Annotated in this window: 10 protein-coding genes; 2 read left to right on the top strand and 8 right to left on the bottom strand. The window is 68.2% G+C overall.

Annotated features, from left to right (window positions below; genetic code table 11):
• The first annotated feature begins 26 nt into the window (after window positions 1–26).
• A complete protein-coding gene (gene gfo6 / locus FZP69_RS20795; protein ID WP_152043260.1) occupies window positions 27–1,133 on the top strand; it encodes a D-xylose 1-dehydrogenase Gfo6 in 1,107 nt (368 codons plus the stop codon).
• Window positions 1,134–1,429: 296 nt separating this feature from the next.
• On the opposite strand, the gene FZP69_RS20790 is transcribed toward gfo6, so the two are convergent.
• Window positions 1,430–2,758, bottom strand: a complete 1,329-nt coding sequence (locus tag FZP69_RS20790) for a hemolysin family protein (RefSeq protein ID WP_152043259.1) — start codon at window positions 2,756–2,758, stop codon at window positions 1,430–1,432.
• A 367-nt stretch (window positions 2,759–3,125) separates the two neighbouring features.
• On the opposite strand from FZP69_RS20790, the gene FZP69_RS20785 reads away from it, so the two are divergent.
• Window positions 3,126–3,548, top strand: coding sequence for a ribbon-helix-helix protein, CopG family (locus tag FZP69_RS20785; RefSeq protein WP_152043462.1), 423 nt, complete (start codon window positions 3,126–3,128; stop codon window positions 3,546–3,548).
• A 412-nt stretch (window positions 3,549–3,960) separates the two neighbouring features.
• On the opposite strand, the gene FZP69_RS20780 is transcribed toward FZP69_RS20785, so the two are convergent.
• The 7 genes from FZP69_RS20780 to FZP69_RS20750 form a co-directional block, all read right to left on the bottom strand.
• A complete protein-coding gene (locus FZP69_RS20780; RefSeq protein WP_152043258.1) occupies window positions 3,961–4,263 on the bottom strand; it encodes a hypothetical protein in 303 nt (100 codons plus the stop codon).
• A gap of 171 nt (window positions 4,264–4,434) precedes the next feature.
• On the bottom strand, window positions 4,435–4,896 hold the full coding sequence (locus tag FZP69_RS20775; protein ID WP_152043257.1) for a DUF5814 domain-containing protein: 462 nt from the start codon (window positions 4,894–4,896) through the stop codon (window positions 4,435–4,437).
• Window positions 4,897–5,168: 272 nt separating this feature from the next.
• Window positions 5,169–6,956: an ABC transporter ATP-binding protein gene (locus FZP69_RS20770; protein ID WP_152043256.1), complete on the bottom strand. Its 1,788-nt coding sequence runs from the start codon at window positions 6,954–6,956 to the stop codon at window positions 5,169–5,171.
• Window positions 6,953–7,717, bottom strand: coding sequence for an energy-coupling factor transporter transmembrane component T family protein (locus tag FZP69_RS20765; RefSeq protein WP_152043255.1), 765 nt, complete (start codon window positions 7,715–7,717; stop codon window positions 6,953–6,955). The genes FZP69_RS20770 and FZP69_RS20765 overlap by 4 nt, the downstream gene beginning before the upstream one ends.
• A gap of 28 nt (window positions 7,718–7,745) precedes the next feature.
• Window positions 7,746–8,366: an ECF transporter S component gene (locus FZP69_RS20760; RefSeq protein ID WP_152043254.1), complete on the bottom strand. Its 621-nt coding sequence runs from the start codon at window positions 8,364–8,366 to the stop codon at window positions 7,746–7,748.
• Window positions 8,367–8,529: 163 nt separating this feature from the next.
• Entirely contained in the window at window positions 8,530–9,930 is a 1,401-nt protein-coding gene (locus FZP69_RS20755) for an ADP-ribosylglycohydrolase family protein (protein WP_152043253.1), read from the bottom strand.
• A gap of 98 nt (window positions 9,931–10,028) precedes the next feature.
• A complete protein-coding gene (locus FZP69_RS20750) occupies window positions 10,029–10,343 on the bottom strand; it encodes a redoxin domain-containing protein (RefSeq protein WP_152043252.1) in 315 nt (104 codons plus the stop codon).
• Window positions 10,344–10,473: the final 130 nt, after the last annotated feature.

The following is a 10,473-nucleotide window of genomic DNA, read 5'->3' as shown; positions in this document are numbered from 1 at the left end:
TTGAGGATCGAATCCACGTGTACGGTATGGCGACGCATCTCGGCGACTACTTCGACGAGTTCACACACCGCGACTGGCAGACGCTCGACCCCGACGCGGTCGACGACCCGGTCCGACTCGCAATCGTCGGTCTCGGCTGGTTCACTCACAACTGGGCGCTCCCGGGCATCCAGCGGTCGGCGTTCACCGAGGCGACCGTCGTGACGGACGTCGACGCCGACGCCGTGAGCGATCTCGCGGCCGAACACGACCTCACCGGCGTGACCCCCGAGGAACTGAAGAGCGGGGCGGTCGTCGACCAGTACGACGCCGTGTACGTCGCGACGCCGAACGCGACCCACCTCGAGTACGTCGAGAGCGCGGCCGAGCAGGGCAAGGCGGTCCTGTGTGAGAAACCGATGGCTGCGACGCTCGAGCGGGCCGAGCGGATCGTGGAGACCTGCGAGGACGCGGGGGTCCCGCTCATGGTCGGCTACCGGATGCAGACCGACCCCGCGGCGCGCCGGGTCAAGGACTTGCTTGAGGAGGGGTTCGTCGGCGACATCGTCCACGTCCACGCGAACATGTCCCAGCACATGCTCGGCGAACTCACTGGCGAGGCCGACCAGTGGCGACTCGACCCGGAGCTCTCCGGCGGCAACGCGCTCATGGACATCGGCATCTACCCGATCAACACGACCCGGTTCGTGCTCGAGTCCGACCCACACCGGGTGATCGGCCACACTCGCTCCGTACACGAGCCGTTCAGCGAGGTCGACGAGCACGCCGCCTTCCAGCTCACGTTCCCCGACGACGTGCACGCGCTCTGTACGGTGAGCCAGAACGCCCAGCACCACAGCCGGCTCGAGATCACGGGCACGGAGGGACAGCTCGTGCTCGACCCTGCCTTCTACGAACGCGAGGACCGCGGCGTCGCCGTCGTCCGGGGCGGCGTCGAGGCGACCATCGACTTCGACCAGGTCCACCAGCTCGAAGAGGAGTTCGCCTACTTCGGCCACCACCTGCTCACGGGCACGGACTTCTACCCCGACGGCCGGCACGCGCTGACCGACATGTGTGTCCTCGACGCCCTCTACGAGTCCGCCGAAACTGGCAGCCCGGTGGCCGTGCCGGACGCAGGGAGCCACGACTGAGCCGGTCTGTCGCAGCTCTCGGCCGGAACGTCGCGATCCCTCCCGGTGAACCGCGAACTGATCGAACCCCGCGGGAGGAGCCACACGCTCGGGCCCATACTCTCGACCACCTGTTCGAACGGTCGGGCTGAATACGGGGCGCGACTCCGGCAGATGGAGTTCTGCCACTGGAAACAGGACGCCTCGACCGTCGAGGCGGTTGCAAGCGACTTCCTTCGAGTCGGACCGTTACGAGACTCCGGTGCGACGACGGGGAGCACTCGAACGGATCCCACCGAGCGAGTCCGCACCCCCACTCAGTCCATCACTGACTCATCCGTCTCACGTTCGTGGACCCAGACCGTCGAAATTCGGGTCCCCTCAACGTTCGTCACCTCGACGACGTACCCGTCGATCTCGACGCGATCGCCACGTTCTGGCGCACGGTTGAGTTGTTCGAGCACCAGTCCACCGATCGTTTCGACCTCTTCACTCGTGAAGTCCCCCTCCAGCGTGTCGTTGATCTTCGACAGCGGGACGCCCCCGTCGATGTCGTACCCGTCGTCACGCTGGCGAATCGAGGGTTCACGCTCGTCCACATCAAATTCGTCTCGGAGGTCTCCGACGAGCGCCTCGACGACGTCTTCGACCGTTGCAATCCCCTCGAACGTCCCCCACTCGTCGATAACTGCGGCCATCTGTTGTTGATCTTCCCTGAACTGTCTCAGGAGATCGCTCAGTTCCATCGTCTCGGGGGCGATGACGATCTCGCGGGCGATGTCGCCGACAAACTCGGCGTCCCCGCCCTCCACCTCAGCTCGTAACACGTCTTTGATATCGACGAATCCGACCACTTGGTCGCCGTCGTCGGCATCAAGAACTGGATAGCGCGTATGACCCGCCTCGAGGATGATCGACTGGAGGTCGGAGAGCGAGGCATCAGCCGGAACGCTCACTACGTCCGGTCGTGGAACCATGACCCCCCTCACCACGGTGTCGTCGAGATCGAAGACCCGTTTGACCATCGTCACTTCCGCAACGTCGATGTCTCCTTCCTCGCCGGATCGAGTCAGTACCCGAAGGAGCTCCCGCTCACCGAGCGTCTCGTCCGTCTCGGAAGCGGGTGGCACGCCGAGTGCTCGCGTGAACGCGTTGGCAGCCCCGTTGAAGACGACGATTCCCGGATAGAGGATGTAATAGAACACCTTCATCGGCGGGGCGAGGAACAGGGAGAGTCGCTCGGTCTGAGCGATTGCGAGCGTCTTCGGCGCGAGTTCACCGAAGACGACGTGGAGGAACGTGATGAGACTAAAGCCGATCGCGAAGGCGACCAGATGGATGAGACCCACGGGGAGAATCGGTGTCAGCACGGGCTCGATGAGCGACGCCACGGCTGGTTCGCCGACCCACCCCAACCCGAGCGAGGCGATGGTGATGCCGAGCTGGGTCGTCGCGAGATAGTCGTCGAGATTCACCATCACCTCTTGGAGCGTCCCCGCACCGGTGCGCCCCTCCTCAGCGAGCTGTTCGACCGACGTTCCCCGTATTCGTACGAAGGCGAACTCTGCAGCGACGAAAAAGCCGTTGAGTACCACGAGAGCCAGCGCAACGACGACCTGCGCCAGCGAGAGCGCGACGTTTACCATCGGTGAGGCTGGAAGCCGTGGCTGCTTGGTTGTCGTGTGTCCATACCTCCGCATGCCGTTCCACCTATTAAAATCATTTAAAATATTTCGGAACGGACTGACTGTTGTGATTCTCGAACCAGTTCGGTCGATCTCTCGCCCATGACCGTTCTGTTGGACATCTACTGAACTCGTCCTCTATCTCCCGCATCCGGACCCCGACCGGACAGAACTCAGTCGTGTGGACGCGCCTGCGGACTCGGTCTGATCCACAGGGCTCGGCGGCCCGTCCGACGTCGGTGGCGGTCACGGCCGCTCCCCCGCGGCCGTGTGGATGTCTGACGAACCATTAAGTACGACGGGCGTGCAAGATGATGTAGAAGCAGCCATGGGCAACAAGAACAAAACGATCTCGTTCCGCGTCAACGAGGACTCCTTCGAGACGCTCCGAGAGATCGCCGAGGAGCGGGACATCTCGCTCTCCGCCGTCTTCCGTGACTACGTCGACACGCTCGTTGCCCAGGACGGCCAGGTCCGGGTCGTCCCCGAGCACGAACTCCGACAGTTACAGCAGAGCGAAGACGACTCCGAGAGCTTCCCGCCGAAGGTGAAGGTCCCGAAGAGCTTCATCCGCGAGCACGAACGGCTCGAACTCGAGGCCGAACACCTCCGCGAACAGCTGGAGGAGCACAAGGCGTACGTCAACTACCTCCGCGAACAGCTCGACGAGCAGGACGACGAGGAGGAGATCATCCAGCTGGAGGACCTCGACGGCGACGAGCGCGAGGAGACGTCGTTCCGGATCGGCTGATCGGTCTCTCTCTGTCGACGGCTCTTCGGTCGAGAGAAGTCACGCTCCGCGCCCTGTCCGTGCGTTCCGGTCCGTTCTCACCCGGTAGCAGCTTCGCTCCGCTTCCTCTTCGCGCCTGCTCGCCGCGCCCCTCTCCGGCTGTCGGACGAGCACCCGTCTCGCCGCAGGCGAATCACTCGTCACGCTTCGCTCGCCACGAAGGAACGAGGACGGGACGCGGTGGCGCGACAGACGGTGCATGGTCGTCAGTCGAAACGTCGGTGATCGCGTTTCGGGGCCACCGGCGACCAGCCCTCGCCGAGCGTACTCTTCGACGGGTGGTAAGCGTTCGCCCCCGGTTATCAGCTCTGACCAGTGCCCACGAGCGGGGGCATGAGAACTCCGGGTGCAGGGGTGTCTCCCCCGGTCGACGTTACCGTGACTCCACCGAGCGAGTGGACGGATCGAACTCGCCCTTCCGGTGGGGCCGTGCCGTTCGCGCGGCCGAGGTCGACGCCGGCCCTGCGGATGCGGGCACGGGCCCGTTCGCAACCGTCTCGTGGTAGGACCGCTGGAACCGAGCGAAGAGGGAGTCGTCGAACGCGTCGCGGTCGGGGAACGCCACGGTGGCGTCGACGTCCGCCATCCGCGCCCGGTACCCCTCGATGAACATGGCGTAGGCGACGGACTCGCGCGACGCGCGGTCGGCGGTTCGAGCAGGTGTCTGGACACTCATTGTGGGTTCGTTCGGTGGAACTCGGACCTCCCGTATAAGAAGTGGCTCCCGAGACTCAGCCGTGAGAGACAGTGTCAGACGGGGGGCGGACGGGAGTCGGACGGCTTCGTCCCAGAGGTCGCTTTCCTGTCGCTCGTGTGCCGCTCGTCGGGTTCGTCGGCTCCGCGGCGCCTACCGCCGGCCCGCGAGTGACCGCTTCGCTTCGCCCATCTCCCGCGCGGCCTCCTGGTTTCCGTCGACCTCGGCGAGCGCCTCGGCGGCCTCCAGCGTCCGCACCGCCTGGTCGAGGAACGAGAGGACGTCGCCCGGATACGCGTAGAGCATGTAGTCGTCGCCCATCACGTCGACGATGTCGTCCGGGCCCAGCCCCTGTGCGCGGAGTTCGAGCAGGTAGCGGACGAACTGCCGTTCGGGATAGCCGGTGTACAGCTGTTCCTCGCTCTCGCAGTCGAGGAAGTCCTGTGCGAAGTCCAGCAGCCGGTCGCGCGTCGCGTCGTCGACCTTCGAGAGCCCCTCACCCGAGTAGAGCAGCTCGACGGTCGCTCCCTTGAACGCGCCCTTCGGGATCGACGTGTCGAGCTGCGAGACGATCTGCCGGTGGTTCTTCAGGTAGACCTTGTCGGTGATGGCCACGGTTCTCACGCGTGTTTCGAGCGGAACGGAAAAAAGCCCCGCGCTCTCGGTCGGACTGCGGACCGTCGGTGACTGTCCTCGGTCACCGGTTCGGTTCTCCCGCCGCTCGAGGCCGACGTTCCGACACGAATCACACTCGAAGCGTTCGATCTCCCGTCGAGCGTCGTCATCGGGTGGCGGTTTCACCGGCGATGAGACGGCTGGGAGGTGTGGGTGGCACGGCCGTCAGACCGCTCGCGGGTCGACCTCGCGCCGACGCCGGCGGTGAGCAGTCACCGGAGCCGGCCGAGTAAATCGTCGACACCCACCACGTCGTGGAGGTCGACCCTCGCCCCGATGCGCGTCGCCACCGGCGCGGCGACGCCCACCTCGTCCGTCACCGACTCGTCGGTGAACACCTCCCGGGGGGTACCGTCGGCCAGCACTCTGCCGGCGACGAGCGCGACGACGCGGTCGGCGTAGTCGGCGGCGAACGCGACGTCGTGGGTGATCACCACCACGAGGCGGCCGTCGGCGACGAGCGCCGACACCACGTCGCCGACCGTGTCGACGCCGGCGGCGTCCTGTCCGGCGGTCGGCTCGTCGAGGACGACCACGGAGGGGTCCATCGCGAGCACGGACGCCAGGGCGACGCGTTTGCGGACGGCGCGGCCGAGTTCGTAGGTGTCGGTGTCGCGCACCCCGTCGAGGCCCAGCCGGGCGAGCGCCGTGTCGACGGCCGCCTCTCTGTCGGGAACGCCGACGTTCTCCGGCCCGAACCGGACCTCGTCGGCGACGGTCGACCGGAACAGCTGGTCGTCGGGGTTCTGGAAGACGAGGCCGACGTCGGCCGCGAGTTCGGCCACCCGCGTCTCCCGCGTGTTCGTCCCGCAGACGACGGCGCGGCCCGCAGTCGGGGTGAGCAGTCCGTTGAGGTGTTTCACCAGCGTGGTCTTCCCCGCCCCGTTGGGGCCGATCAGCGCGACACACCCTCCGTCGAGCGTGAGGTCGACGCCGCGGAGCGCCTCGACGCCGCTCTCGTACACGTGACGGACGCCGTCGAGCCGCACCGCCGGCTCGCCCGCGTCTGTCGGGCGTGGCGAGTCGGCCGCATCTCCCGTGTCTATCGGACTGCCCACGTCCGTCGCGTCTGTCGGACCGCCCACGTCTCCCGGCTCGCCCCCGTTCGCGGTTCCCCGCTCCGCTCCGGCCGACGGCGTCGTCTCCACGGTCACGTTCGCGTACTGGTCGATCTCCGCGACGCTGTCGTCGACCGAGAGCGGGAGCGGCCGATCCGTTGGCACGACGCCGCGGTCGCGGAGGCCGCGCCCGAGCCGGACCGTGGGCGGAACGCGGAGCCGGTCGTCCAGCGATCGGTCGGCGAACACCTCCCGAGGCGGCGCGTCCCGGACGAGCCGGCCGTCGTCGAAGACGAACAGGCGGTCGGCCCGGGGAGCGAGCCGCTGGAGGTCCTGGCTCACCACGACGACGGTGTAGCCGTCGGCGTGGAGCCGGCTCGCCACGTCGAACACCGCCTCGGTCCCGTCGGGGTCGAGCTCGGCGGTCGGCTCGTCCAGCACGAGGAGGTCGGGGTCGAGCGCGAGGACGCTCGCGACGGCGACGCGCTGGAGCTGTCCGCCCGAGAGCGTCTGCGGGTCGCGGTCGGCGAGGTCCGCGACGCCGACCCGAGCGAGTTCGTCTCGCGCCCGCGAGCGTAACCGATCGGGACTGATCCCGCGCTGTTCGAGCCCGAACGCCACCTCCTCCATGACCGTCGTCGCCGCGCCGGTCAGCTGGTCGAACGGGTTCTCGAAGACGTAGCCGACCCGTTCGCCGAGCGCGGCGATGCCGGCGGTCGTCGCGTCGCGGTCGCCCACGGTGACGGTGCCCGCGAGCTCCCCCGAGAAGAACGACGGGACGAACCCCGGCAGGAGCCGGCAGAACGTCGTCTTGCCCGCGTCCGCCGGGCCGGTGACGCCGACGAACGACCCCTCCTCGACCGTGCAGGAGACGTCGCGGAGCGCCGGCTCGTCGCCGTCGCGGTAGCGGAACGTGACGCCGTCGACGACGACGCCGGTCACAGCAACCGCCACCCGGCGAGCGCGACGACGCCGACGACGCCGACGACGCGCAGGAGCCAGTCGGCGGGCGAGACGGTGAGGCTGTACAGCGAGGTACGCGGCCCCTCGATCGAGAAGCCGCGGGCTTCGAGCGCCAGCGACCGGGTCTGCGTCGAGACGAGCGCACCGATCAACAGCGGGCTCAACAGCGCGACGAGTCCGCGGACCCGGTTGCGGAGCGATCCCTCGGTGTCCAGCCCGCGGGACTGCTGGGCGTCGACGATGCGCTCCGCGCGACGCTGGAGATCCGGCACCAGCTGGAGCGAGGAGACGAACACGTACCCCAGCTTCCGGGGGACGCCCACGTCGGTCAGCCCCACCATCAGCTTCTTCGGATGTGTGGTCGTGACGAACAGCAGGCCGGTGAGGACGAACGCCACGAGCACGCCGAAGAAGCCGATGGCGTAGCCGACGCCGTCGCGCCAGAGCGTGAGTGGGCCGACGGCGAGCAGCACGTCGCCGGAGCCGACGCGGAAGAGGCCGTGGATGGCCAGCAGGCCGATCCCCAGCGGAACGAGGATGGGGAGGGCTGCCCGGCCCACCGTGTGGGCGACGCCGGCACCGACCGCTGCCACCGCGAGCACGCCGACGAGTCCCCCAACCACCACCGGTGGCGCGAGGTACGCGCCGAGCAGAGAGCAGCCCAGGAGCGTCACCTTCGTCACAGGGTGGAGCCGGTGGACGACGCTGTCGCCCCGCTGGTACGTGACGAGGTCGCTCATCGGTCGGCCGTCCGCGACGACGTGCGGCTCACGACTCCCGGTCGAGGACGGACGCGGCCGTCTCCGGCATGTACCGCCGCGGCACCCGCTTCGCGATGAGCGCGGCGAGCAGGGCGGTCAGCACCTTGTCGATGGGTTCGACGACGAGCGTCTGCCCGACCACGGCCGACCAGATGTTCGCGCCGGTGGCCCGGAAGAACGTCGTGACGGCGTCCGAGCCGGTGCCCGTGACGCCGCCGAACGCGAGCACCGTGATCGGTGCGCCCATCACGATGGAGATGGCGGCGATGACGAGGCCGACGACGACCACCTTCCAGTACCGACGGAACCACCCGCGCCGTGCCATGTAGCCCGCCGCGAGGCCGAACGCCACCTGCAGCGGCGTGTACGCCCAGAACGTCGGGTTGACCAGAAAGCCCTCGACCACGTTGACGAACACGCCGGTGAGCGCGGCCGCCCACGGGCCAGCGAGGAGCGCGACGAGCACCACCCCGAGCGCGTCCATGTAGAGGAACGGCACCTTGACCACGTTGACGACGTAGGCCGCGACGACGCTCAGCGCGACGCCGACCGGGATGAGCACCCACGTCTGCGTCGTGAACTCCCGGCTGATGCCGGCGACGAATCCCGACTCGGTTCGTTCAGCCATGCTGCCTCACCTCCTCCCCGAGACGAACCGTTTCGGTCGAACCGTTCGGAGCGAATTCTTCTTCACTCGTCTCGTTCGAACGTCTTCTCTCATCAACCGAAATCGTGTCTCTGGTCCTATATGACTTGTGGGTGTGACACGGTTTCACGTGGACGACACCGTTTCACGTGGGGTCCGTCCGTGAGGGCCGGTCCGCGAGGGCGGCGGTCTCGGTCACGAGCCAGTCGAGCGACGGACACGGACGGCTGGCGAGCGCCGTCCGCACGCGGTCGCCGAGCGGATCGGTCCACGTCGCCGGCACGCCGTCGTGGCCGAGCGCGAGGCCGAGCACCGAGCCGACGGTCGCGGCGTTGCAGTCCGTGTCGAACCCCGCCGCGACGGCGCGGGCGAGCGCGTTCTCGAACTCGGAGTCGGCGTCGGGATCCGACCCTGCCCAGATCAGCACCGCCGTGACGACCTGCGCGTTCGGCAGGACGTGGTACCCCTCGTAGGGGTCGGCGTCGTCCCAGTCGTCGTGGACCCGGTCGATTGCCGTCCCGAACTCCACGCCGGCGTCGTGCCACTCGAACACCCGCCCGACGGCTGCCGTCAGTCGCGATCCCGCGGGCACCTCCGTCAGGCCGACCGTGACGGCCTCGCGGACCGTCTCGACCGCGGGCACCGCGGCGAGCGTCGCCGCGACCCACATCGCCCCGTAGATCCCGTTGCGGACGTGACTCACCCGTGCGTCCCGGTGGGCGAGCGCCGCCGCGCGTTCGGGTTCGCCGGGCGCGACGTAGCCGTAACAGTCGCCACGGATCTGCGCGCCGATCAGTTCGCGGTACGGGTTCCGGTGCGTCGCCGAGCCAGACGGATCGACGCCGTCGAGGAGATTTCGATAGGCGACCCGCTCGGCCGTGTGGAGCGCACACGCGGGCAGTTCCGTCAGCCACGTTCGCGCGAGGTCTTCGCTCGTGAATCCGTCCCCGGCCCGACGGAGCGTCTCCAGCGCCGCGACGGTGAAGTCGACGTCGTCGTCGCGGACCGTCCCGTCGATGCGGTCGGTCCACCCGCCGGTCGCGTCGAGGTCGAACCCCTCGCTCCCGGGGACGTCGGCGTGGAGGTAGCCGTCGAGCTCCTGGTCAGTCGCGTCGAGGAACTCGTGGATCGTCGCCCGCGTCCACGTCTCGACCGGCTTCCCCAGGAGACAGCCGGCGATCCGGCCGCGCCACGCTCCCGCGAGCCGGTCGCGGTGGTCGGTGTCGTCGTCGACACCGAGCGTCCGCGGCCCCGCCGGTCGAGCGTCGTGGATGGCGTCGAGGTCGTCCGGTTCCTCGGAACGTGGGTCGGGCATCGCCGTACATCGGTCCAGCAGCGCCCGGGCGCGGTTCTGCACGGCCGCGTCCGTCTCTGCGTGCATGTCCGCATCCGCATCCGCGCCCGCGTCCGTGCATGCACTCCCCAGCTCGGCCGCCACCCCGTTGAGGTCGGCGGCGAGGGTGTCCGTCAGTCGTCCCGTGTCGGCGAGCTGCCGGCGCTCGACGGCGAGCACCTCGGGCGTGACCGTGAGGTAGTCGACGTGCATGCCGACCGAACCGGCCCCGTTCGACTTAGTTCCGGCCCCCGACCGGGTGCGCGGAGGCGTCGGGTGTGCGGAAGCGTCGGGTGTCCGGACCGCCCGGATCAGTCGCCGACCGGCTCCGCGCTCTCGTCGGACAGCTCGCACTCGTCGTCGTGACACCGCGTCGCCTTCTCGACCGCGTCGAAGTCCGGGCCGGCGTCCGCGGTGTCACCCTGCCAGGCGAACTGGACCTGCCGGTCGGCGTCGCGGATCGTACACCACTGGGAGACGCACGCGGGGTGGAAGTCGAACGGGTAGAAGACGAGGACGACGTGCCACCCGTTGTCGACGTACTCCGCGAGGGCGTGCTCGTCGACGTTGTCACCGGCGGCACCCGGGAGCGTGAACCCCGGTGCCGTCTGTCCGACTCTGAGCATATCGGTCGTAGGAGTGGTGTGTGAATGAACCCCATTCGGGCGTGTGTGAGAGTCGCACGCCACCGAAACCCGAGTCGTAACCCTTTTTGACTGCTCACGGGTTAGGACATAACGCAGTAATACGCCACCA

This window comes from Salinigranum salinum (assembly GCF_009176545.1).
GTDB classification, from domain to species: Archaea; Halobacteriota; Halobacteria; order Halobacteriales; family Haloferacaceae; genus Salinigranum; species Salinigranum salinum.
Note: the sequence above shows the minus strand (reverse complement) of the source record. Positions and strands in the feature narration are given on the sequence as shown.

What these genes read in the sequence shown, in the direction of transcription:
- gfo6 (WP_152043260.1), top strand. Translation starts at nt 27, where the DNA reads ATGGCGACGCATCTCGGCGACTACTTCGACGAGTTCACACACCGCGAC.
- FZP69_RS20790 (WP_152043259.1), bottom strand. Translation starts at nt 2,758, where the DNA reads ATGGTAAACGTCGCGCTCTCGCTGGCGCAGGTCGTCGTTGCGCTGGCT.
- FZP69_RS20785 (WP_152043462.1), top strand. Translation starts at nt 3,126, where the DNA reads ATGGGCAACAAGAACAAAACGATCTCGTTCCGCGTCAACGAGGACTCC.
- FZP69_RS20780 (WP_152043258.1), bottom strand. Translation starts at nt 4,263, where the DNA reads ATGAGTGTCCAGACACCTGCTCGAACCGCCGACCGCGCGTCGCGCGAG.
- FZP69_RS20765 (WP_152043255.1), bottom strand. Translation starts at nt 7,717, where the DNA reads ATGAGCGACCTCGTCACGTACCAGCGGGGCGACAGCGTCGTCCACCGG.
- FZP69_RS20760 (WP_152043254.1), bottom strand. Translation starts at nt 8,366, where the DNA reads ATGGCTGAACGAACCGAGTCGGGATTCGTCGCCGGCATCAGCCGGGAG.
- FZP69_RS20755 (WP_152043253.1), bottom strand. Translation starts at nt 9,930, where the DNA reads ATGCACGTCGACTACCTCACGGTCACGCCCGAGGTGCTCGCCGTCGAG.
- FZP69_RS20750 (WP_152043252.1), bottom strand. Translation starts at nt 10,343, where the DNA reads ATGCTCAGAGTCGGACAGACGGCACCGGGGTTCACGCTCCCGGGTGCC.